This window comes from Ottowia beijingensis, assembly GCF_013423955.1.
Classification (GTDB): domain Bacteria; phylum Pseudomonadota; class Gammaproteobacteria; order Burkholderiales; family Burkholderiaceae_C; genus Ottowia; species Ottowia beijingensis.
This window is the reverse complement of record NZ_JACCKX010000001.1, coordinates 2,379,005-2,403,298: the sequence shown is the minus strand read 5'-3', so window position 1 is coordinate 2,403,298 and position 24,294 is coordinate 2,379,005. Positions and strand designations below refer to the sequence as shown.

The 24,294-nt window shown below is 68.5% G+C and carries 21 protein-coding genes and 6 pseudogenes; 8 read left to right on the top strand and 19 right to left on the bottom strand.

Annotated elements, in window-relative coordinates:
* Positions 1 to 3 precede the first annotated feature (3 nt).
* The 11 genes and pseudogenes from rpmD to glpK form a co-directional block, all read right to left on the bottom strand.
* A complete protein-coding gene (gene rpmD, locus H0I39_RS12105) occupies positions 4 to 189 on the bottom strand; it encodes a 50S ribosomal protein L30 (RefSeq protein WP_180550655.1) in 186 nt (61 codons plus the stop codon).
* A gap of 14 nt (positions 190 to 203) precedes the next feature.
* Positions 204 to 725: a 30S ribosomal protein S5 gene (rpsE, locus tag H0I39_RS12100; protein WP_180550654.1), complete on the bottom strand. Its 522-nt coding sequence runs from the start codon at positions 723 to 725 to the stop codon at positions 204 to 206.
* 17 nt (positions 726 to 742) lie between these two features.
* Positions 743 to 1,107, bottom strand: a pseudogene (rplR, locus tag H0I39_RS12095) (50S ribosomal protein L18).
* An 11-nt stretch (positions 1,108 to 1,118) separates the two neighbouring features.
* Positions 1,119 to 1,652 carry a 50S ribosomal protein L6 gene (gene rplF, locus H0I39_RS12090; RefSeq protein ID WP_180550653.1) on the bottom strand — a complete coding sequence of 178 codons (534 nt, stop codon included), beginning with the start codon at positions 1,650 to 1,652 and terminating at the stop codon, positions 1,119 to 1,121.
* Between the two features lie 12 nt (positions 1,653 to 1,664).
* On the bottom strand, positions 1,665 to 2,060 hold the full coding sequence (gene rpsH / locus H0I39_RS12085) for a 30S ribosomal protein S8 (RefSeq protein WP_180550652.1): 396 nt from the start codon (positions 2,058 to 2,060) through the stop codon (positions 1,665 to 1,667).
* Positions 2,061 to 2,078: 18 nt separating this feature from the next.
* Positions 2,079 to 2,384 carry a 30S ribosomal protein S14 gene (rpsN, locus tag H0I39_RS12080; RefSeq protein ID WP_180550651.1) on the bottom strand — a complete coding sequence of 102 codons (306 nt, stop codon included), beginning with the start codon at positions 2,382 to 2,384 and terminating at the stop codon, positions 2,079 to 2,081.
* A 9-nt stretch (positions 2,385 to 2,393) separates the two neighbouring features.
* Positions 2,394 to 2,933 carry a 50S ribosomal protein L5 gene (gene rplE / locus H0I39_RS12075; RefSeq protein WP_180550650.1) on the bottom strand — a complete coding sequence of 180 codons (540 nt, stop codon included), beginning with the start codon at positions 2,931 to 2,933 and terminating at the stop codon, positions 2,394 to 2,396.
* A gap of 8 nt (positions 2,934 to 2,941) precedes the next feature.
* Positions 2,942 to 3,259, bottom strand: a complete 318-nt coding sequence (gene rplX / locus H0I39_RS12070) for a 50S ribosomal protein L24 (RefSeq protein ID WP_180550649.1) — start codon at positions 3,257 to 3,259, stop codon at positions 2,942 to 2,944.
* 11 nt (positions 3,260 to 3,270) lie between these two features.
* A pseudogene (gene rplN / locus H0I39_RS12065) lies at positions 3,271 to 3,638 on the bottom strand (50S ribosomal protein L14).
* A gap of 165 nt (positions 3,639 to 3,803) precedes the next feature.
* Positions 3,804 to 5,383: pseudogene (locus H0I39_RS12060) on the bottom strand (glycerol-3-phosphate dehydrogenase/oxidase).
* Between the two features lie 321 nt (positions 5,384 to 5,704).
* Positions 5,705 to 7,246: a glycerol kinase GlpK gene (gene glpK, locus H0I39_RS12055; RefSeq protein ID WP_180550648.1), complete on the bottom strand. Its 1,542-nt coding sequence runs from the start codon at positions 7,244 to 7,246 to the stop codon at positions 5,705 to 5,707.
* A 240-nt stretch (positions 7,247 to 7,486) separates the two neighbouring features.
* Between glpK and H0I39_RS12050 the strand changes: the two genes are divergently transcribed.
* Together H0I39_RS12050 and proC are read left to right on the top strand one after the other, a co-directional pair.
* Positions 7,487 to 8,917: an esterase-like activity of phytase family protein gene (locus H0I39_RS12050; protein WP_180550647.1), complete on the top strand. Its 1,431-nt coding sequence runs from the start codon at positions 7,487 to 7,489 to the stop codon at positions 8,915 to 8,917.
* 141 nt (positions 8,918 to 9,058) lie between these two features.
* Positions 9,059 to 9,892, top strand: a complete 834-nt coding sequence (proC, locus tag H0I39_RS12045; RefSeq protein WP_180550646.1) for a pyrroline-5-carboxylate reductase — start codon at positions 9,059 to 9,061, stop codon at positions 9,890 to 9,892.
* Positions 9,893 to 9,898: 6 nt separating this feature from the next.
* On the opposite strand, the gene ubiA is transcribed toward proC, so the two are convergent.
* From ubiA to recG, 5 genes and pseudogenes are all read right to left on the bottom strand, one after another.
* On the bottom strand, positions 9,899 to 10,774 hold the full coding sequence (gene ubiA / locus H0I39_RS12040) for a 4-hydroxybenzoate octaprenyltransferase (RefSeq protein ID WP_180550645.1): 876 nt from the start codon (positions 10,772 to 10,774) through the stop codon (positions 9,899 to 9,901).
* Positions 10,775 to 11,042: 268 nt separating this feature from the next.
* Positions 11,043 to 11,540 (bottom strand): phosphatase PAP2 family protein, encoded by a 498-nt coding sequence (locus H0I39_RS12035; RefSeq protein ID WP_180550644.1) that lies wholly within the window; start codon positions 11,538 to 11,540, stop codon positions 11,043 to 11,045.
* Entirely contained in the window at positions 11,501 to 11,902 is a 402-nt protein-coding gene (locus H0I39_RS12030; protein ID WP_180550643.1) for a hypothetical protein, read from the bottom strand. The genes H0I39_RS12035 and H0I39_RS12030 overlap by 40 nt, the downstream gene beginning before the upstream one ends.
* A 41-nt stretch (positions 11,903 to 11,943) precedes the next feature.
* On the bottom strand, positions 11,944 to 12,915 hold the full coding sequence (locus H0I39_RS12025) for a hydrogen peroxide-inducible genes activator (protein ID WP_180550642.1): 972 nt from the start codon (positions 12,913 to 12,915) through the stop codon (positions 11,944 to 11,946).
* 281 nt (positions 12,916 to 13,196) lie between these two features.
* A pseudogene (gene recG, locus H0I39_RS12020) lies at positions 13,197 to 15,392 on the bottom strand (ATP-dependent DNA helicase RecG).
* Between the two features lie 63 nt (positions 15,393 to 15,455).
* Between recG and queA the strand changes: the two are divergent.
* Positions 15,456 to 16,487: a tRNA preQ1(34) S-adenosylmethionine ribosyltransferase-isomerase QueA gene (gene queA, locus H0I39_RS12015; protein ID WP_180550641.1), complete on the top strand. Its 1,032-nt coding sequence runs from the start codon at positions 15,456 to 15,458 to the stop codon at positions 16,485 to 16,487.
* 95 nt (positions 16,488 to 16,582) lie between these two features.
* Here the strand turns inward: queA and H0I39_RS12010 are convergent, their stop codons facing one another.
* The 3 genes and pseudogenes from H0I39_RS12010 to H0I39_RS12000 all read right to left on the bottom strand — a co-directional run bounded on the left by H0I39_RS12010 (position 16,583) and on the right by H0I39_RS12000 (position 18,655).
* A complete protein-coding gene (locus H0I39_RS12010; protein WP_180550640.1) occupies positions 16,583 to 16,897 on the bottom strand; it encodes a non-heme iron oxygenase ferredoxin subunit in 315 nt (104 codons plus the stop codon).
* A gap of 14 nt (positions 16,898 to 16,911) precedes the next feature.
* Positions 16,912 to 17,388, bottom strand: coding sequence for an aromatic-ring-hydroxylating dioxygenase subunit beta (locus tag H0I39_RS12005; RefSeq protein ID WP_180550639.1), 477 nt, complete (start codon positions 17,386 to 17,388; stop codon positions 16,912 to 16,914).
* Positions 17,385 to 18,655: pseudogene (locus tag H0I39_RS12000) on the bottom strand (aromatic ring-hydroxylating dioxygenase subunit alpha). The gene H0I39_RS12005 and the pseudogene H0I39_RS12000 overlap by 4 nt, the downstream one beginning before the upstream one ends.
* Positions 18,656 to 18,766: 111 nt before the next feature.
* Here H0I39_RS12000 and H0I39_RS11995 point away from each other — a divergent pair.
* The 5 genes and pseudogenes from H0I39_RS11995 (at position 18,767) to dacB (ending at position 24,242) form a co-directional block, all read left to right on the top strand.
* A complete protein-coding gene (locus H0I39_RS11995) occupies positions 18,767 to 19,699 on the top strand; it encodes a LysR family transcriptional regulator (protein ID WP_180550638.1) in 933 nt (310 codons plus the stop codon).
* 234 nt (positions 19,700 to 19,933) lie between these two features.
* Complete coding sequence (locus tag H0I39_RS11990; RefSeq protein WP_257646127.1) at positions 19,934 to 21,109, top strand: methyltransferase; 1,176 nt, start codon at positions 19,934 to 19,936, stop codon at positions 21,107 to 21,109.
* A gap of 9 nt (positions 21,110 to 21,118) precedes the next feature.
* Positions 21,119 to 22,290 (top strand): annotated as a pseudogene (tgt, locus tag H0I39_RS11985) (tRNA guanosine(34) transglycosylase Tgt).
* Positions 22,291 to 22,582: 292 nt separating this feature from the next.
* Positions 22,583 to 23,452 (top strand): D-alanyl-D-alanine carboxypeptidase, encoded by an 870-nt coding sequence (locus tag H0I39_RS11980; RefSeq protein ID WP_180550636.1) that lies wholly within the window; start codon positions 22,583 to 22,585, stop codon positions 23,450 to 23,452.
* Between the two features lie 22 nt (positions 23,453 to 23,474).
* A complete protein-coding gene (gene dacB, locus H0I39_RS11975) occupies positions 23,475 to 24,242 on the top strand; it encodes a D-alanyl-D-alanine carboxypeptidase/D-alanyl-D-alanine endopeptidase (protein WP_180551799.1) in 768 nt (255 codons plus the stop codon).
* The last annotated feature ends 52 nt before the right edge of the window (positions 24,243 to 24,294 follow it).

Here is a 24,294-nt window from a genome sequence, read left to right as displayed (position 1 = left end):
TCCTCAGACGATCTTGACCAGGTAGTCGATCTTGTTGATCATGCCGCGCACCGCAGGCGTGTCCTGCAGTTCGCGCACGCTGTTCAGCTTGCGCAGGCCCAGGCCGCGCACCGTCGCACGGTGCGATTCCTTGCAGCCGATGGGGCTGCGAACCAGCTGAACCTTGACGGTTTTCTGCTCGGTTGCCATATCTCTACTCCAGTTCAGGCGGCGAAGATGTCTTCGACCGACTTGCCGCGCTTGGCCGCCACTTCGGCGGGCGTGGTGCAGTTGCGCAGCGCATCCAGCGTGGCGCGCACCATGTTGTAGGGGTTCGACGTGCCGTGGCTCTTGGCCACGATGTCGGTGATGCCCAGCACCTCGAACACGGCGCGCATCGGGCCGCCGGCGATGATGCCGGTACCGCGCGGGGCCGGGGCCATCATCACGACCGCGGCACCGTGGTGGCCGGTCACGTTGTGGTGGATGGTGCCATCCTTAAGCGACACCTTCAGCATGTTGCGACGTGCCTCCTCCATGGCCTTCTGCACGGCCACCGGCACTTCCTTGGACTTGCCCTTGCCCATGCCGACGCGGCCATCACCATCGCCCACGACGGTCAGCGCGGCGAAACCCAGGATACGGCCACCCTTGACCACCTTGGTCACGCGGTTGACCGCGATCATCTTCTCGCGCAGGCCGTCCTCGGGACCGTCGCCTTGCGTTCTTGCCTGAAACTTTGCCATTTGTCTGTCCTGCCGTCTTAGAACTGCAGACCGGCCTCACGGGCTGCGTCGGCCAGAGCCTTGACGCGGCCGTGATAGGCGAAGCCCGCACGGTCGAAAGCCACCTTTCCACGCCCGCGGCCTTAGCACGCTCGGCGATGCGCTTGCCGATCTGCTGCGCGGCGGCGACGTTGCCACCCTTGCCGGCGGCACCCAGCGCCTTGCGCATGTCGGCCTCGGCGGTGGAAGCGCTGGCCAGCACCCTGCTGCCGTCTTCCGACACCACGGTGGCGTAGATGTGCAGGTTGGTGCGGTTCACGGACAGGCGTGCCACGCCCTTGTCGGCAATGCGGATGCGCGTCTGACGTGCACGACGAAGACGCTGCTCTTTCTTGGTCATCATGATGCAGGTCCTTATTTCTTCTTGGTTTCCTTGATGACGACGCGCTCGTCGGCATAGCGGATGCCCTTGCCCTTGTAGGGCTCGGGCGGACGCGCGTCGCGAATCTCGGCAGCCAGCTGACCGATCACCTGGCGGTTGGCGCCCTTGACGATGATCTCGGTCGGGGTCGGGGTCGTCACCGTGACGCCCTCGGGCATCTCGAAGTTGACGGGGTGCGAATAGCCGATCTGCAGGTTCAGCTTGTTGCCGCTGGCCTGGGCGCGGAAACCCACGCCGACCAGGTTCAGCTTCTTCTCGAAGCCCTTGCTGACACCGACCACCATGTTGTTCACCAGTTGGCGCATGGTGCCGCTCATGGCGTTGGCCTCGCGGGTCTCGTTCGCGGGCTCGAACGACAGGGCGCCGTCCTTGGCCGTCACTTTCACCAGGTCGTTAGGGGCGAGCTTGAGCTCACCACCGCTGCCCTTGACGGTGATCTGATCTTCCTTGATCTGCACGTCGACGCCCTGAGGAACGGCGACGCCCATTTTTGCAATACGTGACATGCTCGTTTCTCCTTAGGCCACGTAGCACAGCACTTCGCCGCCCACACCGGTAGCGCGCGCCTTGCGGTCGGTCATCACGCCCTTCGGGGTGGTGACAATGGCCACGCCGAGGCCGTTCATGACCTGGGGAATGGCGTCGCGGCCCTTGTACACGCGCAGGCCGGGACGGCTGACGCGCTCGATGCGCTCGATAACCGGGCGACCGGCGTAGTACTTCAGGGCGATCTGCAGCTCGGACTTGCCGCCTTCGCTCTTGACTTCAAAGCCGTCGATGTAGCCCTCGTCCTTCAGCACCTGGGCAATGGCCACCTTGACCTTGGACGACGGCACCGACACGACCTGCTTGGCCACCATCTGCGCGTTGCGGATGCGGGTCAACAGATCGGCGATGGGATCACTCATGCTCATGTTGTTCTCTCCTGCCGATTACCAGCTGGCCTTGGTGACGCCGGGAATCTGGCCTTCGAAGGCCAGCTCGCGGATCTTGGCGCGGCCGAGGCCGAACTGGCGGAAGGTGCCGCGCGGACGACCGGTCATCTCGCAGCGGGCGCGCTGGCGCGTCGGGTTGGCGTTGCGCGGGAGCTTTTGCAGCGCCAGGCGGGCCTGCGCGCGCTCTTCGTCGCTGCGCTTGGCATCGTTGGCAATGCTTTTCAGCTCGGCGTGCTTCTTGGCGTACTTGGCGACGAGTTGCTCGCGCTTGAGTTCGCGTTCGATCAGTGCTTTCTTGGCCACGTCGCTACCTCAGTTCTTGAACGGGAAACGGAAGGCGGCGAGCAGCGCCTTGGCTTCCTCGTCGTTCTTGGCCGTCGTCGTGATGCTGATGTTCAGGCCGCGCAGGGCGTCGACCTTGTCGTATTCGACCTCGGGGAAAATGATCTGCTCTTTCACGCCGACGTTGTAGTTGCCGCGGCCGTCGAAAGAGCGCCCCGAGATGCCGCGGAAGTCACGCACGCGCGGCAGCGCGACGGTGACGAAGCGGTCCAGGAATTCGTACATGCGCGTGCCGCGCAGCGTGACCATGGTGCCAATGGCCTGGCCTTCGCGGATCTTGAAGCCGGCGATGGCCTTCTTGGCCTTGGTGACCACGGGCTTCTGGCCGGCGATCTTGGTCAGGTCGGCGACGGCGTTGTCCATCACCTTCTTGTCGGCCACGGCCTCGCTCACGCCCATATTGAGCGTGATCTTGGTGATGCGCGGCACCTCCATCGGCGACTTGTAGCCGAACTTCTTCATCAGCTCGGGCGCCACGTTTTCGCGGTAGTGTTGTTGCAGTCGTGCCATGATGGTCCTCAGGCCTTGATCTCTTCGCCGCTGGACTTGAACACGCGCACGCGGGTGCCGTCCTGCAGGGTCTTGATGCCGACGCGGTCGGCCTTGCCGGTGGCCTTGTTGTAGATGGCCACGTTCGACTGGTGAATGGGCATGGCCTTCTCGACGATGCCGCCGGCCACACCCTTCATGGGGTTGGGCTTGGCGTGCTTCTTGACCATGTTGATGCCGTCGATCACCACGCGCTCGGGGCACACGCGCAGCGACACGGTGCCGCGCTTGCCCTTGTCACGGCCGGCCAGCACGATGACTTCGTCGCCCTTGCGAATCTTGTTCATGGCGCTTGTCCTTACAGAACTTCGGGGGCCAGCGACACGATCTTCATGAAGCGCTCGGTGCGCAGTTCGCGCGTGACCGGGCCGAAGATGCGGGTGCCGATGGGCTCCAGCTTGTTGTTGAGCAGCACGGCGGCGTTGCCGTCGAACTTGATGAGCGAGCCGTCGGCGCGGCGCACGCCCTGGCGGTGCGCACCACCACGGCGCTGTAGACCTCGCCCTTCTTGACGCGGCCACGCGGAGCGGCTTCCTTGATGCTCACCTTGATGATGTCGCCGACACCTGCGTAACGGCGCTTCGAGCCGCCCAGCACCTTGATGCAGAGGACGGACTTGGCGCCGGTGTTGTCGGCCACCTCGAGTCGAGATTCAGATTGGATCATTTCAAATGTTTCCCAACTTGTACCCGGCGGGCACTTCAAAAAAGCGCTTGTGCCGGATCAGTCTTGGGCCCGCCGCCTGGCGCCTGAAAGGCGCCTGCGATTGGGCAGTGTCTTACACCCAAAATGGGCGAAGCCGCTGATTTTAGCCGAGCTTTTCCAAACGTGTCAAGCCGCGCTTGCCGCTGGCCCGGCGTAGCTGCGCGCCAGCGCCTCAAACGCGGCCAGGCCCGGGTCGCCCGTCCGCTCGTCCTGCAGCACCTTGGCCACGGCGGGGCGGCGCGCAGGGCCTCGCGTGCGTCCAGGAACAGCAGGCGCGCGCGCCGCGCCAGCGCGTCTTCCACGCTGCGGGCGTATTCGTGGCGAGCGGCAAAGCGCACCATGGCTTCGCTCAGGCCCGGGGCCAGCCAGCGGTCGGCGCCGGGCAGCGCGCTGACGACGTCGGCCTCGCCGCCGTACAGGTGCAGGCCCGGCGGCTGGTTCAGGCCCACCGGCTGGCTGCCCGGGGCCGGCGCGCCGACCAGATGCAACCCCGCCGTGTGCGAGGCGCCGCGCGGCAGCAGCACGCCTGCCTGCGTGCAGCGCGCCAGCACGTCGGCGGCCATGGCGCGGTAGGTGGTCCATTTGCCGCCGGTCACGGTGATCAGGCCCGAGGGCGCGGCCAGCACGGTGTGCTCGCGGCTGATGGACTGGGTGCTGCCGGCCTCGCCCACGGGCTTGACCAGCGGGCGCAGACCGGCCCAGGTGCTGAGGATGTCGGCGTGCGTAGGCGCTCGCCGGAGGTACTTGGCGGCTTCGCGCAGGATGAAATCGACCTCGGTGCCGGAGGCCTGCGGCTCCAGCGGCAGGTCGGGCCGGGGCGCGTCGGTGGTGCCCAGGATCAGCTTGCCCAGCCAGGGCACGGCGAACAGCACGCGGCCGTCGGCGGTGCTGGGCACCAGCAGGGCATGGTCGCCGGGCGAGAAGGACTGGTCGACCACCACGTGGGCGCCCTGGCTGGGCGCCACCATGGGGGTGACGGGCTTGCCGGCGGCGCGGGCGTCGTATTGGCGCAACGCATCGACCCAGACGCCCGTGGCGTTGACGATGCAGCCAGCCTGGATGCGGAATTCGCGCCCCGTTTCCACGTCGCGCGCCACCAGCCCCACGGCGCGGCCGGCGTCGTGCAGCACGTCAACCGCCTCGCAGTAGTTGACCAGCAGCGCGCCGTGCGCCGCCGCCGTGCGGGCAATGGCCAGCGCCAAGCGGGCGTCGTCGAACTGGCCGTCCCAGTATTTGACGCCGCCTTTCAGCCCCTGCGGCCGGGCGCCGGGCAGCAGGTGCAGCGTCTCGGCCGCGCCCAGCCATTCGGTGCGGCCCAGCCCGGCCTTGCCGGCCAGCGCGTCGTACATCTTCAGGCCGGTGCCGTAGAAAGGTGTCTCCCACAGCTTGTACGAGGGCATCACGAAGGCCAGCGGCTGCGCCAGGTGCGGCGCGCTGCCCAGGATGTGCACGCGCTCGTGCAGCGCCTCGCGCACCAGGTGGATGTTGCCCTGCGCCAGGTAGCGCACGCCGCCATGCACCAGTTTGGTGGCGCGCGAGCTGGTGCCCTTGGCGAAGTCGTGGGCCTCGATCAGCACCACGCTGTGGCCGCGCTGGGCCGCGTCCAGCGCCACGCCCAGGCCGGTGGCGCCGCCGCCGACGATGGCGATGTCGTATTTGCGCGGCTCGGCCAGGCGCGCCAGCAGGGCGGCGCGGTCGGTGGGCAGGGGGTGGTCATGACGGGAGCGGCTTGCAGATCAGGCGCCGGGGGCGGCGCGGAAAGACGGCAAGCATATGACGGAATGCGCGCGGTTTTTGTCGCCCCGCGGCGGCTGCGGCCTGCGGCGCGGGCGCGCCTGGGCTGGCGCAGCGCTTGTTGCGGCAGGGGAATGGAGGGGGGACTTCTGAAATTTTTTGGTAATGAAAAACGGCTTCAGCGCCCAATCATCGGGCGCAAGCAGCTCTTGAATAATGACCGCAATGCGGCGCCAAATCGCTATCGCCTGATGGGCGCCTGCAAGCCTTGCGCGCCACCGCACCCAGCGCCATCACGCCCCGTCGCGCGCCCAGCCGCGCGAGCGTTCGACCGCCTCGCGCCAGCGGGCGATGCGCGCCAAGCGCTGGGGCTCGGGCAGGCTCGGCTCGAAGCGCCGGTCCACCGCCCATTGCGCGGCAATCTCGTCGCCCCCTTGCCACACGCCCGTGGCCAGCCCGGCCAGGTAGGCGGCGCCCAGCGCCGTGGTTTCGGTGACTTGCGGGCGCACCACGGGCACGCCAGCCAGGTCGGCCTGCAGCTGCATCAGCAGGTCGTTGCGGCTGGCGCCACCGTCCACGCGCAGCTCGGTGAGTTGGATGCCGCTGTCGCGCACCATGGCGCCGAAGATGTCGGCCGACTGCAGCGCAATCGCCTCCAGCGCCGCGCGGGCGATGTGGGCGCGCGTGGTGCCACGCGTCAGCCCCACCAGCGTGCCGCGCGCGCGGCCGTCCCAGTCGGGCGCGCCCAGGCCGGCGAAGGCAGGCACCAGGAACACGTCGCCGGTGTCGGGCACGCTGGCGGCCAGCGCTTCGATTTCTGAAGCACTCTGGATCATCTGCAGGCCGTCGCGCAGCCATTGCACGGTGGCGCCGGCCATGAAGACGGAACCCTCCAGGCAATACGCCGTGCGCCGCGCGCCCGCTGCGTCCGGCCCCTGCCAGCCCACGGTGGCCAGCAACTGGTTGCGGCTGCGCACGGCGCGGTCGCCGGTGTTCATCAGCATGAAGCAGCCGGTGCCGTAGGTGTTCTTGGCCATGCCGGGCGCGAAGCAGGCCTGGCCGAAGGTGGCGGCCTGCTGGTCGCCCGCGACGCCGGCGATCGGGATCGGCGCACCAAGCACATCCGGCGCCGTCTCGCCCAGCACGCCGCTGGAGGGCACGATGCGCGGCAGCACGGCGCGCGGGATGTTGAACAGGCGCAGCAGTTCGTCGTCCCACGCCAGCCGGTGGATGTCCATCAGCATCGTGCGGGCGGCGTTGCTGGCGTCGGTGGCGTGAACCCCGCCCTCGGCGCCGCCGGTCAGGTTCCAGATCAGCCAACTGTCGATGGTGCCGAAGGCCAGCTCGCCCGCTTCGGCGCGCGCGCGGGCGCCGGGCACCTGGTCGAGCAGCCATTCGAGCTTGGTGGCAGAGAAGTACGCGTCCAGCACCAGCCCGGTCTTGCGCTGGATCAGCGCCGCCTTGCCGGCACGGCGCAACTGCTCGCAGCGCGCGGTGGTGCGCCGGTCCTGCCAGACGATGGCGGGTGCCACCGGCTGGCCCGTGGCGCGGTCCCACAGCACCGTCGTCTCGCGCTGGTTGGTGATGCCGATCGCTGTAATTTCAATAGCTGACTGCGCTCGCCCAGCCTGCACTGCAGCCAGTTTTTGCATGCATTCGCGCGCCACCACCCGTTGCGTGGCCCAGATCTCGGCGGCGTCGTGTTCCACCCAGCCGGGTTGCGGAAAGTGCTGCGCGAATTCGCGCTGCGCCAGCGCCGCCACGCGGCCCTGGGCGTCGAAGGCGATGGCGCGGCTGCTGGTGGTGCCCTGGTCGAGCGCGAGGAGGTAACGCATGCCGGCAAGCGTAGCCGAAGACCTGAGAGGCTGTCCTCAAACTCCTCGCGCCGCGCTTGTCCCGGTCTCGGGCGCCCTGCGGCGTTGCATCCCTTGCCAATAGCACAAGCTATTGGCTGCGAGATGCGCCTTGCAGGACACCCGATCCGGGGCAATCGCTTACCGCGATGAATTTGAGGACAGCCTCTGAGGCGCGCCAATCGTCGCCCAACGCGGTCCAGCGCACTACACTGCGCCGCCATGCCCCGCCTTGCGACACCTCTTGCCCGTCGCCGCCTGCTGATCGGCGCATCGGCCGCCGCGGCCGCGCTGGCCGTGCCCGTGCTGCGCGCGCGCGAGCGCGGCGCCGCCCCGCCCCCGCCGCTGAAGCGGCTGGCGCACGGCAGCCTGCCCAGCGGCACCGAGTTCAAGGGCACGCTGGTCGGCGGCCTCTCCGGCCTGGCCTACGACGCGCCCAACAACCTGTGGTACGCCCTGTCGGACGACCGCAGCCGCCACGCCCCCGCGCGCTGCTACGTGCTGCGCCTGCCGCCGTTTGCCGCCGGCCAGCCGCTGCGGCCCGAGTGGGTGGACGTGATCACCCTGCGCGGTGCCGACGGCCGCCCGTTCGCGCGCCAGCAGGTCGACCCCGAGGCGCTGGCCCTGCGCCCCGGCAGCGGCGGCCAGCCCGCCACCCTGCTGTGGGCCAGCGAGGGCAACATCCGCGCCCGCATCGCGCCGGCGCTGTACGAATCCGCGCTCGATGGCCGCCTGCTGCGCCAGCTGCCGCTGCCCGCCCACCTGCGCGAAATCGGCCGCCTGCGCCGCGGCCCGCGCAACAACGAAACCCTGGAAGGCCTGGCGCTGGCGCCCGACGGCCGCCACGCCTGGGCCGCCATGGAAGGCGCGCTGGCGCAGGACCGCGGCACCGCCTCGCCCGCCGCGCCGCCCGGGCCGTGCCGCATCACCCGGTTCGACCTGGCCAGCGGCCGCGCCGACCGGCAGGTGGCCTACCTGCCCGAGCCGGAACCCTTCGGCCCCGCCATGCCGCACGGCGTGGCCGACAGCGGCGTGTCGGAAATCCTGCTGCGGGACGAGCGCCACGTGTGGGTGCTGGAGCGCGCCTGGTCGCTGGCCACCGGCGTGTCGGTGCGGCTGTACGAGGCCGATCTGGACGGCGCCAGCGACACGCTGGGCGTCGGCACCCTGCGCCCCGGCCGTTACCGCCCGGCGCCCAAGCGCCTGCTGCTCGACTTCCGTGCCAGCGGCCTGCCGCACGTCGACAACTTCGAGGCCATGGCCTGGGGCCCGCCCTTGCCCAATGGGAACCGCACACTGGTGCTGTGTACCGACGACAACTTCAACCCGCTGCAGGTGACGCAGTTTGTGGTGATGGAGGTCACATCCCCAGGATTCGGGACAACCCCTGAGCGGCTGACGCCGCTTCCCCTTCTTGCTGCGCGAAGGGGACACAGCCAGTGCGCGGCACAGGTCCGCGCACGGCTGTCGCTGGCATGGCCCGCTTCGCGACCATCCGATGAGAGGCCGGCGCACGTTGAGGCCGCCCGATGGGGCCGTGCGCTGCCTGGTGTTGTGGGAGCGGGCTTGCCCGCGATGGCAGCGCCGCCGACTTCGCGGACGCATGCGCCGGCATACTCCCCAATAAACAAGCCGACAGCGCTTATCCATTAAGCGTAAAAACACATACTCCCATTTTCTTGAGACAGGCAGACCTGCGCCGGTCGCCCCGCAGTGCATTCCGCCGCTGACCACCCGCCGCCTCGCCCACCACCGCCCTCTACACTGGCGCGTTCACGCGACCACCGATCTGCCATGACCCCACCTGCCCTGCCCCCTTCCACCCGCATCGCCTTCATCGGCGGCGGCAACATGGCCAGCGCCATCATCGGCGGGCTGATCCGGCAGGGCTTGCCGGCGGCGAACATCCAGGTGGTCGAGCCTTTCGAGGCCGCGCGCGCCGCGCTCAAGGCGCAGCACGACATCGACGCCGCGCCCGCCGCCGCCCCCGCGCTGGCCGATGCCGGGCTGATCGTCTGGGCCGTCAAGCCGCAGAGCTTTCGTGAAGCCTCCGCGCCTGTCGCCCCGCACGTCGGCAATGCCCTGCAGTTGTCGGTGATGGCCGGCATCCGCGCCGCCGACATTGCCGCCGCCACGGGCAGCGCGCGCATCGTGCGCTGCATGCCCAACACGCCCGCGCTGGTGGGCCGGGGCATGACGGGCCTGTTCGCCAGCGCCGCCGTCAGCGCCGCCGACCGGCAGCTGGCCGAAGCCGTGATCCGCACCACCGGCGATGCGCTGTGGGTGGAGCGCGAGGCGCAGCTCGACGCCGTGACCGCACTGTCGGGCTCCGGCCCGGCCTACGTCTTCTACTTTCTGGAGGCGATGCAGCAGGCCGGCACCGAACTGGGCCTTTCCGCCGAACAGGCGCGCCGCCTGGCCGTGGGCACCTTCGCCGGCGGCGCGCAACTGGCCGCCGATTCGACCGAGCCGCTTGCCCTGCTGCGCGAGCGCGTGACCAGCAAGGGCGGCACCACCTATGCCGCGCTGACGGCCATGGACCAGGCCGGGATCAAGGACGCCTTCGTGCAGGCCATGCACGCGGCCTGCACGCGGGCCAGGGAACTGGGCGACGAGTTCGGGCGCTGAGCGCCTTCAGCCCCGCAGCGCGAACGACAGTGCGATGCCTGCGAACACCGTGGCACTGAGCCAGTGGTTCTGCTTGAAGGCCACGAAGCAGCCTTCGCGCGTGCGCCCGCGGATCAGCGTGTAATGCCACAGCGCCTGCGCCGCCGCCAGCGCGAACGCTATATAAAGAATAGCTGATGGCGCATGCCGGGCGGCGATCCACAGCCAGATCGACAGGTAGATGGCGTAGAACACCATGATCGCCGCCACATCGAAGCGGCCCAGCGTGATGGCCGAGGTCTTCATGCCGATCTTCAGGTCGTCGTCGCGGTCGACCATGGCGTATTCGGTGTCGTAGGCCAGCACCAGGGCAATCTTGGCCGTAAACAGCCACAGTGCCTCCAGCGGCACGCGGCCCTGCACCGCCGCATAGGCCATCGGGATGCCGAAGCCGAACGCGATGCCCAGCACCGCCTGCGGCATGGCAAACCAGCGCTTGGTGAACGGGTAGAGGATGGTGACCAGCAGCGCCGGCACCGACCAGGCGATGACGGCGGCGTTGGTCGTCAGCGCCAGGCCGAAGGCCACCAGCGCCAGCACCGCGCCCACCGCCAGCGCCTCCTTCACGCTGATCTTGCCGCTGGTGATCGGCCGTTGCGCCGTGCGCTTGACGTGGCGGTCGAAGTTGCGGTCGGCCACGTCGTTGATGCAGCAGCCGGCCGAGCGCATCAGCACCGTGCCCAGCGTGAAGACGATGAACAAATGCCAGCCCGGCCAGCCGCCGGCCGCCAGCCACAGCGCGCCCATCGTGGGCCAGTACAGCACCAGCCAGCCGGCGGGCCGGTCCCAGCGGATCAGGTCCAGATAGAGCGCCAGGCGCTCGCGCAGCGAAACAGCAGCCATGGCGCCGAGCATAAGCCCGCTGCTGGACGCCGCCGCGAGCAAGCGGCGCGGCGTTCCTCAACGCCGCGCCATGGATCGCGTCGTGGGCGCGGGTTTGCCCGCGATGCGGCGCAATTCCGCCTCTACTTCAAAGCGTGAACAACCATCATCCCAGCGAAAGCCGGGATCCATGTGTTCTTGCACACGCCGCTTGATTCCGGCTTTCGCCGGAATGACGAATTTCTTGCTGTCTTGATCGGGAATTGGAATAAAGACCGCGGGCGACGCTCTATCGCGGCCAAGGCCGCTCCCACTCAACCCCATCACCCGGGCGCCACGGGCGCAGCAGCCCCGTGGCCAGCAGCAGCGTGAAGCCCGCCAGCAGCAGCCCGCCCACCACGTCGCTGACGAAATGCACGCGCAGCAGCACGCGGCTGACGACGATGGCGCCGATCAGCACGCCGCCCGCCACCGCCAGCACCGCGCGCCAGCGCCGCCGCGCCACCAGCGGCAGCACGATCCACAGCAGCAGGCCGTAGACCAGCAACGCGCCCGCCGCATGCCCGCTGGGGAAACTGGCGCCCGAGGTGACCAGCTCCGCCGCGCCGGCCGGCCGCTCGCGCCCGATCGCCCCCTTGAGCACCCGCACCGCCAGGCTGTTGACCAGCACCGCCAGCAGCCAGCCCAGCGCCAGTACCCGCTGGCGCCGCAGCAGCAGCCCGCCGAAGACAGCCAGCACCAGTGGCGTCAGCACCAGCACGTCGCCCAGGTCGCTGACCCAGCGCAACGCCTGCTGGGTCGCCGGTGAGACCCGCGCTGCGCCGCCGCCACGACGGCGGCATCCCACTGCAGCAGGCGCTGGTGCGTGTCGTGCCCGCCGATGGCCGCGGCCAGCAGCGCGAAGCCCAGCGCCAGCGCGCCCAGCCCCAGGCCACGGCGCCAGCCGAAAGGCGCCGCCAGCGCCTCGCCCGCCGCCGCAAGCTGGTGTGCGCGACGGCGGGCCTGCACCAGCGCCCACGCCACCACCATCAGCACGAGCAGCAGCAACGCCGGCATCAACGGATCGATCATCCGCTGCCAGCCCGCCACGCGCGCGGCCAGCGCATCGGACACCAGCGCCGCGGCCACGGGCAGTGGCGCAAGCGCCATCAGCACAACGGCAAGAAGCCGCGTGGCGGCCTCAGGCAGCCTCACGAAAGCCGCGCCACGCCCGGCAGCTCGCAGGCATAGATGGCGTTGCGCAGGGCCGCGATGGCCTCATAGCGCGTGAAGCTGCGGCGCCAGGCCAGCACAACGCGGCGCGTGGGCGGCTCGCCGCCGGCGTCGTCGCGGATCGGCAGGTAGCGGATCAGGCCACCCTCGGCCTGCCGGGCGGCCTTGGCGGGCGGGTTGGCCAGCGCGGCCGCCGGCACCGCCAGGCGCGGCACCAGCGTCACGCCCATGCCGGCCGCCACCATGTGTTTGATGGTCTCCAGCGACGAGCCCTCGAAGCTCTTGCGGATGCCGTCGGTGCTGCTGGAAAAGCGCGCGAACTCGGGGCACACCTGCAGCACGTGGTCGCGAAAGCAGTGGCCGCTGCCCAGCAGCAGCATGTGCTCGTTCTTGAGCTGCTCGGTGGTCACTTCAGTGCCGGCCGCCAGCGGGTGGCTGCTGGGCAGCGCGGCGAGGAACGGCTCGTCGTACAGCGGGGCGATGGCCAGGCCGGTGTCGGGGAAGGGCTCGGCCAGGATGGCGGCCTCGATCTCGCCGGTGCGCAGCATCTCCAGCAGGCGCACGGTGAAGTTCTCCTGCAGCATCAGCGGCATCTGCGGCGTGCGCTCGATGTTCTGGCGCACCAGGTCGGGCAGCAGGTAGGGGCCGATGGTGTAGATCACGCCCAGCTTCAGCGGCCCGCCCAGCGGGTCCTTGCCGCGCTTGGCGATCTCCTTGATCTCGGCCGCCTGCTCCAGCACGCTCTGCGCTTGGCGCACGATCTCCTCGCCCAGCGGCGTCACCGTCACCTCGCCGCTGCTGCGCTCGAACAGCTTCAGCTCCAGTTCGTCTTCGAGCTTCTTCACCGCCACCGATAGCGTGGGCTGCGAGACGAAGCAGGCCTCGGCGGCCTTGCCGAAGTGCTTCTCGCGGGCGACGGCGACGATGTATTTGAGTTCAGTCAGGGTCATGCGGCTGTCCCCAGCTTCGATGCGCGACAACGCCGTCGCAACGATCGCGCTGCGGGGTCGATCCCCGCAAGCGGGGCCCCTCGCCCTGCCCTCCGCACGATCACGGCGACGATGTACTTGAGTTCGGTCAGGGTCATGCGGCTGCCCCCAGCTTCGATGCGCGACAACGCCGTCGCAACGATCGCGCTGCGGGGTCGATCCCCGCAAGCGGGGCCCCTCGCCCTGCCCTCCGCACGGTCACGGCCACGATGTACTTGAGTTCAGTCAGCGTCATGGCGCCATCATGCCTTGAGGTAGTCCGATTTGGTACCCAGCCAGCGGTCGACATGCCTGCGCGCCATCTCGGCGTGCTGGTCCAGCATGCGCGGCGCCGCACCGCGCGCCCATTGCAGCAGGGTGCTGTCTTCGGCCAGGTCGGCAAAGCGCAACAGCGCCGCGCCCGACTGGCGCGCACCGAGGAATTCGCCCGGACCGCGAATCTCCAGGTCGCGCCGCGCGATCTCGAAGCCGTCGCTGGTTTCGGCCATGGCCTTCAACCGCGCGCGGGCCGTCTCGCCCAGGCGGCCGCCGTCGGGCGCCGAATACAGCAGCACGCAGGCCGAAGCCGCGGCGCCGCGCCCCACGCGGCCGCGCAACTGGTGCAGCTGGCTCAGACCGAAGCGCTCGGCGTGCTCGATCACCATCAGGCTGGCGTTGGGCACGTCGACGCCGACTTCGATCACGGTGGTGCTGACCAGCACCGGCATGGCACCGCTGGTGAACAGCGCCATCACCGCCTTCTTCTCGGCCACCGGCATGCGCGAGTGCAGCAGGCCGATCATCTGGCCGGGCAGGGCTTCGCTCAGTTCGGCGTGGGTCTCGGTGGCGTTGCGCAAATCCAGCGCCTCGCTCTCCTCGATCAGCGGGCAGACCCAGTAGACCTGCCGCCCTTCGGCGATCTGCCCGCGGATGCGTTCGATGACCTCGCCGCGGCGGTGCTCGGCCAACAGCTTGGTGACCACCGGCGTGCGGCCGGGCGGTAGCTCGTCGAGCGTGGAGACGTCCAAGTCGGCGTAGTAGCTCATCGCCAGGGTGCGCGGGATGGGGGTGGCGCTCATCATGAGCAGGTGGGGCTCGGTGGCCATCTGGCGCCCTCGCCCCTCTGGGGAGAGGGCTGGGGTGAGGGGCTGGCCTGAAGCGAGCGAGGCCTTCCCCTCACCCCGGCCCTCTCCCGCCGGCGGAGAAGAAGTGCGCCACCCGCATCGGTCAACTTCTGCCGCAACGCCAGCCGCTGCGCCACCCCAAAACGATGCTGCTCGTCGATGATCGCCAGGCCCAGCTTCTGAAACTTCACCTGCTCCTGGATGACGGCGTGCGTGCCCACCACCAGCGCCGCCTCGCCGCTTGCGATGGCGGCCAGCATCTCGCCGCGCGCCTTCTTCTTCTGGCTGCCGGTGAGCCAGGCCACGCGCTGGCCGCGCGCCTGCAGCAGCGGCGCGAGCCAGTCGACCAGCTTGGCGAAGTGCTGCTCGGCCAGGATTTCGGTGGGCGCCATCAGTGCGCATTGCCAGCCGGCGTCGATGGCGATGCAGGCCGCCAGCGCGGCCACCACCGTCTTGCCGCTGCCCACGTCGCCCTGCAGCAGGCGGTGCATGGGCTGCACGCGGCCCAGGTCGCGCGCAATCTCTTCGCCCACGCGGCGCTGCGCGCCGGTGAGCTGGAACGGCAGCACGGCCAGCAGTTGCTCGTGCACGCCGCCGCGCTCGGCGCGCAGCACGGGCGCGCGCAAATGCTCGCGCGCCCGGCGCGCTTCCAGTTGCGACAACTGCTGCGCCAGCAGCTCCTCGGCCTTCAGGCGCTGCCAGATGGGGTGGCTGTGATCTTCCAGCTGGGCCAGCGACACATCGGGCGTCGGTTGGTGCAAAAATGAGAGCGACTTGCGCAGGTCCCACAAGCGCAAATGGCCGATTTCGCTCAAAACCTCTGGTGGCACGGTCTCCGACAGATCCGCCTGCGCCAGGCCCGCCAGCACGGCCTTGCGCAGGTACGGCTGCGGCAGTTGCGCCACCGTGGGGTAGACGGGCGTCAGCGCCTGCGGCAGCGCACCGCCGGCCGCGCGCACCGTGGGTGCATCATCGTCAGCCCGGCAAAGCCGCCGCGCAGCTCGCCCCGCGCGCGAATGCGCGTGCCCACCGCCATCTGCTTTTGCTGCGAAGGGTAGAAGTTGAAGAAGCGCAGCACCACCGTGTCGGTGCCGTCGTTGAGCTCACCAGCAATTGGCGGCGCGGGCGAAACGTCACCTCCTGATGCGTCACCTCGCCTTCGATCTGCACCGTGTCGCCGTCGCGCGCATCGCTTAAACGGACGATGCGCGTCTCGTCCTCGTAGCGCAGCGGCAGGTGCAACGCCAGGTCGATGGGGCGCACCAGGCCCAGCTTGCGCAGCGCCTTTTGCGGTGCGGACAGCGGCTTGTCGGCAGTGGCGGCCGGGGATGGCATGGGACAATTCTGCCCTTCTCCTTTCTCACCCCTTCTTGGAACGGGCCCGTCCGGCCCTCAAGCATGTCTGCACGCACTTTCACCACGAGCGATTTCGACTTCGCTCTGCCGCCCGAACTCATCGCCCAGCACCCCGCGCCCGAGCGCAGCGGCTCGCGCCTGCTGGATGGCAGCGGCGAGGCGCTCGTCGACCGAGCGTTTCGCAATCTGCCCACGCTGCTGCGCGCCGGCGATCTGCTCGTTTTCAATGACACACAAGTCGTGAAAGCGCGCCTGTTCGGTGAAAAACCCAGTGGCGGCAAGCTGGAGCTGCTGATCGAACGCGTGCTGCCCGATGGCAGCGTGGCCGCGCACATGAAGGTGAGCAAGAAGCCTCCGCCGGGCACGGTGCTGCGCATGGCGGGCGGCTTCACGGCCGAGCTGCTGGGGCGCTGGCCCGACGCGCAGGGGCCGCTGTTCCACCTGCGGCTGTCGGGCGATGCCTACGAGCTGATGGCCGCGCACGGCCACGTGCCGCTGCCGCCGTACATCACGCACGGTGACACCGCCGAAGATGCCGCGCGCTACCAGACCGTGTTTGCCCGGAACCCGGGCGCCGTGGCTGCGCCCACGGCGGCGCTGCACTTCGACGAAGCCCTGCTGGCTGAAATCGACACACGCGGCGTGCAGCGCGCGGCCGTGACGCTGCACGTGGGCGCCGGCACCTTCCAGCCCGTGAAGACCGAAACCTTGGCCGAGCACGTGATGCACCGCGAGCGCTACCACGTGCCGCCCGAAACCGTGCAGGCCATTGCCGACTGTCGCGCGCGCAGCGGCCGTGTGGTGGCCGTGGGCACGACCAGCGTGCGCACGCTCGAATCGTGGGCCGCCAGCGGCGAGGCCAGCGGCGACACCGGCATCTTCATCACGCCGGGGTTCGAGTTCAAGGTGGTCCATGCCCTCATCACCAACTTCCACCTGCCGCGCAGCACGCTGATGATGCTGGTGAGCGCCTTCGCGGGCTACGACCGCATCATGGCCCTGTACTGCCACGCCATCGCGCAGCGCTACCGCTTCTTCAGCTATGGCGACGCGATGTGGCTGGCCAGGGAATGATCTATTTTTATAGCTGCTTGCGCCTGTCATGCAATGATTTCAGATACAAAATGACCTGAAATCAATATATAACAAGCGCGAGCAGCTATCAAAAATCAGTCGATCTCGACCCACACCCGCCCGCCGTCGACCTTGACGGGATAGCTGCGGATCGCGTCCACGCAGGGCTCCAGCGTGGCCGCGCCGTTGCGGATGTCGAAGCGGCCCTGGTGGTACGGGCACTCGATCTCGTGCCCTTCCAGAAACCCATCGCACAGCCGCGCATCGGCGTGCGAGCAGATGTTGTGGGTGGCGAATACTTCGCCCGCCTCGGTCTTGTAGACGGCGATATCGTGGCCGCCGACGGCCACGCCGATGGCCGCGCCTTCAAAGATGTCGCCCTCGGCGGCGACGTCGACCCACTGGCTCATGGCCCGCTCCTTCCTCAGATGGGGTAGATGATCGAGTTGGGAATCATCTCACTGTCGTAGATCGCCAGCCGCTCGGCAAACCTCAGGCCGGCGGGCGTGGGCACCACGCGGTCGATGTAGCGGCCCACGTTGAACACCGTCGACAGGCCGTTGAGCTTGGTGCGGAACACCGCGTAGTTGCTCTCGCAGCGGATGCCGTCCTCGCCCACGCCGCGAATCACCGGCGCGCCGACCACGTGGCGCTGGTAGTACGGGTCGTGGAACAGCGTTTCCTTGATGCCGTAAACGCGGTCGCGCAGACTGGCCTGGCTGTCGAACGACAGCGTGGCCAGCGGAAAACCGCGCTCGTGGTTCTCGCGCGGCTGCAGCTTGTAGAGGCAATCGGCGGTAAAGAAGGTCGGCCACAGCTCCCAGTCGCCCGAGTCCACGGCGGCGGCGTAATCGGCCTGCAGTTGCACCAACGCCTGCCAGGTGTCGAAGTCGAGTTTCATGCGCCCTCCTTCGCGGACTGCGGTTCGGCTTCCATGACCTTGCGCCAGTAGGCGTACATGCCGCGGATCAGCGTTTCGGTGACCATGTGGTCGGTTTCCTCCACGCCGCGCCCGCCCAGTTCGGCCAGCGCGCGGTGCTGAGGCTTTGCGTGAAACCGCACTGCGACAGCTCAATCGCCTCGCCGTCGTCGGCGCTGACGAAGCCGGCCGGTCCGAACAGGTTGGCTTGGCGCAGGCGGCGCGCCGTCATCTCCGGGGTGTCGTCGGCAAAGCCGAAGTGCGTCCACACGAAGTCGAAGTTGCCGTGCCCGTCGGGCTGGATGTGGCGCGTGGACACGCTGTTGACCTGCTGCTGGAAGATCACGCTGGGGAAGATCGTCGTCATCACCGCCGTCGGCTCGCCCCACCAGTCCTCGTGCACGATGTCGAGGAAGCGCTTGTCCTCCAGCTCCATGCTCGACTTGAAGCTGGACACCTGCGACACATCGGACTGCCTGCCCGCATTGCCGCGCGTCGAGATCATGGCGGCGTGCCGATGGTGGGCATCCATCTTCAGCGCCGCCTTGTTGTCGGCGCGCCAGAGGCCGAAAGTGACGAACCAGGTGTGCAGCAGGCCGGGGTGGTACGGATCCTTGATGTTCTCCTGCATGAGCTTCCAGTTGCCCGGGATGCGCTGGCGGTTGTAGCCCAGGATGGTGAGCTGCCGGCCGTTGAACAGGCGGTCGAAGTACGTGAGGATCGTCGGGCCAAGGTAGTCCTCCAGCGATTCGACCTCGTGGTCGAACGAGGCGAACACCACCCCGCCGCGCGTGGCCACCTTCAGCTTGGTGAGGTTGTGCTCCTTCGGGTTGAAGTCCGCCGGCATGCCGCCCTTGACCTGCCCGTCCTGCCGCACGCCGCGCCGCAGCGGCACGCCCTGCAGGTCGCCGTTCAGCGTGTAGCTCCATTGGTGATACGGGCAGACGAACTCCTTCACCCCACTGCCGTGGCGCTTGCGGCAGAACTGCATGCCGCGGTGCGCGCACACGTTCTCGAAGCAGTGCAGCGTGCCATCGGCCGCGCGGCTCAGAATCACCGAGCGCTCGCCCACCACCGTGCGCTTGAAGTCGCCCGGGTTCGGCACCTCGGCCTCCAGGCCGATGTAGCACCAGTGGCCTTGGTAGAAGAAGCGCTCCAGCTCCTTGCGGTGCAGCGACTCGTCGGTGTAAACGGCGAAGGGAATGCGGCTGGTGTCGCCGGCAGGCCATGAAACGGATGGTGAGGACATCGGCAGCCAACTCCGTGCAGGAATGCGAAACCAGTGATGCTGAGCCGCTTTCAATCATTCATCAATGGCCCCTAGCTGATTTGAATTATTTTGTTTGAGAATAATCCGCTCATGGACGTACGCCAGTTGGATCTGAACTTGCTGCGAGTGTTCGCGCAACTGATGCGTGAGCGCCGGGTTTCCCGCACCGCGCTGGCGCTGGGGTTATCGCAACCGACGGTCAGCAACGCGCTGCGCCGGCTGCGCAACGAGCTCGGCGACGAACTGTTTCTGCGCACCGCTGCCGGCATGCAGCCCACCGCGTACGCGCTGCACATCGCACCCGCCGTGGCGCAGGCGCTGGAGCTCATCGACGGCGCGCTGGCCAGGGCACAGGATTTCGACCCGGCCCGCGACCCACGCCACTTCTCCATCGCCATGTCGGACGTGGGCCAGATCTACTTTCTGCCGCAGCTCATGGAAGTGCTGGCCCACACGGCGCCCCAGGTCAGCCTGCGCACGGTCGCCCTGAGCGATGCGGAGCTGGCTGACGGCATGGCCGACGGCCGAATCGACCTGGCACTGGGCTGGCTGCCCCACCTGCAAACCGGGTTCTTTCAGCAGGTGCTGTTCCGGCAGGGCTATACCTGCCTGATGCGGGCGGGGCATCCGGCCACCCTGCGCCCATGGGGCAAGGCCAGCTTCCTGGGGTGCGATCACGTCCGGGTCGAGGCCGGCGGCTCCGGCCACGGCCGCATCGAACCCCAGTTGCAGAGGCTGGGCATGCAGCGCCGCATACGCCTGGCCGTGCCCGACTACGTTGCGCTGGGCCACGTGCTGCTGCACACCGATCTCGTCGCTACTGTGCCGGAACGCTTCGGCGAGCGCATCTGCGCCACGCTGGCCTTGACGCGCCGGCCGGTGCCCGCAAGCCTGGCGCCATCCGTGATCCATCAGGTATGGCACGCGCGAACGCATCGGGACCCGGCGCACCGCTGGCTGCGGGAGCTGGTGCAACACACCTTTGCCGACAACCCGTGCGCTGGGCACAGCCATACCAGATAATCCCGGGTTCCGCGCACCTTGCGAGTCCTGCTTGCCGTGGCGCCAGCTTCTTCATCGTCGGCACCGACCAGACGTTCTTCCGCTCTTCTATGTCCAATTACAAGATTCCCAACGACGCGTTCACTACGGAGTTGGCCCGCATCCGGGCCTCATTGGCGAAGGCAAGTTGCAGGATGCGGCACTGTCATTGAATCAGGCCCAACGCGCGGCACCAAGAGACGCGCGCGTCCCTTGATGGGCATGCGCCTGGCGACCGTCGCACGCAACTTCGAAGCTGCAACCATGGCCGCCCGTCGCGCACTGGCACTGGCGCCTGATTGGCCTGTAGCCCTTATTGAGCTGGCGCTTTCACTGACCCGGCAAGGCAAGAATGAGGAAGCCATGCAGCACGCGCGCAAGGCTGTCGCCCAGGCACCTCGTGACATCATGGTGATTCAGCGTGCAGCGGCAGTCGCCAACATTGCGGCTGCCACCGACGAAGCCATCCAATGGGCGCGCACGGGGCTGGAACTGCAACCCGAAGATTTGCAGTATCACTTGATCTTGGGCGATTGCCTCGCGCGCAAGAAAGAATACGAGTCAGCACGACCTCACTTCGAGGAAGTGACGCGTGCGCAGCCTCAGAACATACTGGCCTTGCGGGGCACTTTGACCTGCGCAATGGGCGTAAAGGACAACGCTGCGGCGGAGGCCATAGCAGACCAGTTGCTGGCGCTGCAACCAGACGATGCGAATGCGCAGTATTTTCACGCGGTGGCACACGGGCAAACCCCTTCCACGCAACCGCGGGATGTAGTGTCCTCTCTGTTCGATGACTATGCATCCAGATTCGACATGCACTTGGTACGCGGCCTGAAGTACAAGGTGCCCGAGCGAACCGCGCAAATCCTGAACGAACTGCATCCCGACCGCCGTTTCAACCTGCTGGACCTGGGCTGCGGCACGGGCCTGCTGGGCGTTTATCTCGGCCCCATCAACGGCTTCATCATCGGGGTTGACCTGTCCGAAAAGATGATCGAACAGGCGGCACGGCACAACGTCTACGCACGCTTTCACAACGTCAACGTGCTGGATGCTTTGCGCGACACGCCTGCCGACCACTACGAGGCCATCACCTGCCTCGACGTCCTGGTCTACGTCGGCGACCTGACGCCAGTGATCCCCAACGCCCATCGCATCCTCAAGGCCGGTGGGCACTTCATCTTCACCTGCGAAGCGGCTGCAGAAGACGAGCCGGACCTGGTGCTGCGCAAGAGCCAGCGTTACGCCCACAAGGCCTCGCACGTCGAACGCCTGTGTCGTGAGGCTGGCTTCGACGACGTGAAGATCGAGCACCTGCCGGCCCTGCGCATGGAAAACGACGAGCCGCTGCCGGGCTTTCTGGTCATCGCCCACAAGCCCGCCGCTTGAAAGCGGCCCATGCTGCATTTCGAGCTGCTCGCCACCGACCCCGCCAGCCACGCCCGCCGCGGCCGCCTGACGCTGAACCACGGCGTGGTCGAGACGCCGATCTTCATGCCCGTGGGCACCTACGGCACCGTCAAGGGCGTGATGCCGCGCAGCCTGCATGAGATGGGCGCGCAGATCATCCTGGGCAACACCTTCCACCTGTGGATGCGGCCCGGCCTCGACGTGCTGCAGCAGTTCGGCGGGCTGCACCCCTTCGAGAACTGGCACAAGCCGATCCTGACCGACTCGGGCGGTTTCCAGGTCTGGTCGCTGGGCGAGATGCGGAAAATCAGCGAGGAGGGCGTGAAGTTCGCTTCGCCCGTCAATGGCGACCGGCTGTTCCTTACGCCCGAAACGTCGATGCAGATCCAGACGGTGCTGAACAGTGACATCGTGATGCAGTTCGACGAGTGCACGCCTTACGAGACCAAGGGCCACCTCACGACCGAGCGCGAGGCGCGTGCCAGCATGGAACTGAGCTGCGCTGGGCCAGGCGCTGCCAGGCCGAATTCGCGCGGCTGCAGAACCCCAACGCCCTGTTCGGCATCGTGCAGGGAGGCATGTTCGAGCACCTGCGGCAGGAGTCGCTGGAGCAGCTGGTTGAAATGGACTTCCCCGGTTATGCCGTCGGCGGCGTCAGCGTGGGCGAGCCGAAGGAAGACATGCTGCGCATCACCGCGCACACGCCGCACCGCCTGCCCGCGCACAAGCCGCGCTACCTGATGGGCGTGGGCACGCCGGAAGACCTGGTCTACGGCGTGCAGCAGGGCGTGGACATGTTCGACTGCGTGATGCCCACGCGCAATGCGCGCAACGGCCACTACTTCACCCGCTTCGGCGACTTGAAGATCCGCAACGCGCGGCACAAGACCGACGCGCGGCCGATCGACGAGACCTGCACCTGCTACGCCTGTGCCGGCAGTTCGGGCGTGCCGTATGCGCAAGGCGGGCGCGACGGCTTCAGCCGCGCCTACCTGCATCACCTGGACCGCTGCGGCGAAATGCTCGGCCCCATGCTGGGCACGGTGCACAACCTGCATTACTACCTGCAGCTCATGGCCGAGGTGCGCGGCGCGCTGGACGCGGGGCAGCTCAGCACCTTCACCGCGCAATTTGCCACGGACCGCGCACGCGGCGTGTAATCCTGGTGCGCCGCAGGCGCGTTGATGGATGACAAGCCAGATTGGCATCCAGCGCCCGTCCAGCAAGCGTGAGCAGCTATTGATTCATGAGCAAACGCCTGTCGTTTTCAGCGTGGCCCGCAGGGGCCAGTGCCGCATTGGCTTGGCTGCTGGCCGCCGCGCCCGCGCTGGCGCAGGCTCCCACACCCGCCGCGGGTGAACGCTCCATCGCCCCGTCGACGGCCGGTGCCGCCACAATCGCGCCGACGCCACCGGCCAGCGCCCCGGCCGTGCGCGCCCCGATGCCACCGAGGTGTGGACCGCGCTGCAGAAGGCCGGCATCAAGGATTCCGAAGTCGCCCTGCTGGCCCAGCCGCTGGCCGCGGGCGCGCCGCTGCTGATCTCGCACAACGAGAAGCTGCCCTTCACCCTGGCCTCCACCACCAAGGTCATCACCACGCTGGCCAGCCTGCAGACGCTGCCGCGCAACTACCGCTGGCGCACGCGCGCCTGGCTCACTGGCGCGCCGGTCGATGGCAAGCTGGCGGGCGACCTGGTGCTGGTGGGCGGCGGCGATGCCACGCTGGACAGCAAGCGCCTCACCGACTGGTTCAAGCGCCTGCACAGGCAGGGGCTGACGCAGGTGCAGGGCCACATCGTGCTCGACCAGAGCCTGTTCCGCCTGGCCGACAAGGACCATGCCAACACCCCCGTGCCCGAGGCCGGCAACCCGCACCACGCCTGGCCCGATGCCTTCGTGATGGATGAGAACCGCTTCCGCGTGGCGCTGCGCGCGGGCGATGGCGGCGCGCTGGCGGCCACGTTCGATCCGCCGCTGGGGCAGATCGAGGTCGTCAACCAGCTCGGCGGCGCGCGGGCCTGCACGGCGCAGGCGCGGTTCGAGCCGGCACCGGCACCTGATCTTTCGAAGCCGGCAGCCAAGCCCGCTCCGCCGCCAGCGCCCGCGCCATCGCCCTACATCGCGGTCGCGGCCTCCAGCCCGGCCAGTGCCGAGGCCAGCGCCAGCGCCGCATCAGTGCCGCAGGCCGCTGCCAGCATGCCCGAGCCGGCCGCCACACCACCCACCCCCGTGGCCCCGGTCGGCCGCGTCGTCATCAGCGGCCAGTGGTCGCCGCGCTGCGCCAGCGCGCTGACCATGGAGGCCGCCCCGGCCGCGCGCTGACGGCGGCGCTGGTGGCAGGCGCCTGGGCCGCCTCGGGCGGGCAACTCACCGACCGCGTGATCCACCGCGACGGCGCCGCCCCCACGGTGCGCGGCGCGCGGCGCGCCCGCACCCCGCCAGCCCCTACCCCGGCAAGCCCTGGGCCACGCTGGAATCGGCCCCGCTGCCCGAGCTGGTGCGCGCCATCAACAAGGACAGCAACAACCTGATGGCGCGCAACCTGCTGCTGTCCATCGCGCCGGGCTTCTCGCCCACCACCTCCACGCTGCAGCTGGCCCGGCAGCGCATGGGCCAGTGGCTCAAGAAGCACGGGCTGGCCCAGGACGCGCCGCACATCGACAACGGCTCGGGCCTGGCGCACACCGAGCGCGGCAACGTGCTGACCATGGTGCAGCTGCTGCAGGCGGCGTGGAACGACGCGAAGGTGCAGAAGGTATTCCTGGCCTCGCTGCCCGTGGCGGGTGCCGACGGCACGCTCAGCCACCGCTTCAAGGGCTCGCCCGCGCAGCGCAACGCCTTCCTGAAGACCGGCACGCTGACCGGCGTGCGTTCGCTGGCCGGCTATGTGCGCGGCAAGTCGGGCCGCATGATCGCCGTGGCCATCGTCGTCAACAGCGAACGCGCCACCGCCGCCGTGCCGGCGATGGACCGCTTCATCGAGTGGGTACAAAAATGGATGACCCCTGAGCCGCTGACGCGGCTTCCCCTGAAAGGGGACGCACCCACTGGCCGGCGCAGGTCCGGCCACGGGTGCCCTCGCATGGCCTGCTCCGCGGCCTTCGGCCATTGAGCTTCTGGCGCCTGTCACGCGACGCCGTCCCACGTGCGCTGGCCACAGCTTG